Origin of the sequence: Pantoea sp. SIMBA_079 (genome assembly GCF_046940275.1) — a bacterium.
GTDB classification, from domain to species: domain Bacteria; phylum Pseudomonadota; class Gammaproteobacteria; order Enterobacterales; family Enterobacteriaceae; genus Pantoea; species Pantoea borealis.
On record NZ_JAWRYR010000181.1, the window covers coordinates 1 to 284 of the forward strand.

The window sequence follows — 284 nt, forward strand, 5'->3', positions numbered from 1 at the left end:
AAACGCAAAACCAGCTATTGGGCAAATATTCTGGTTGTGAAAGATCCGGCAGCACCGGAAAATGAAGGTAAAGTGTTTAAATATCGTTTTGGCAAAAAAATTTGGGATAAAATTAATGCAATGATTGCAGTGGATGTGGAAATGGGCGAAACCCCGGTGGATGTGACCTGTCCGTGGGAAGGCGCAAATTTTGTGCTGAAAGTGAAACAGGTGAGCGGCTTTTCTAATTATGATGAATCTAAATTTCTGAATCAGAGTGCAATTCCGAATATTGATGATGAATC

At 40.1% G+C, this 284-nt stretch carries 1 pseudogene; it reads left to right on the forward strand.

The features are described 5' to 3' along the window. Positions 1-36: 36 nt before the first annotated feature. Positions 37-284: pseudogene (locus SB719_RS19625) on the forward strand (single-stranded DNA-binding protein); the annotation flags it as partial.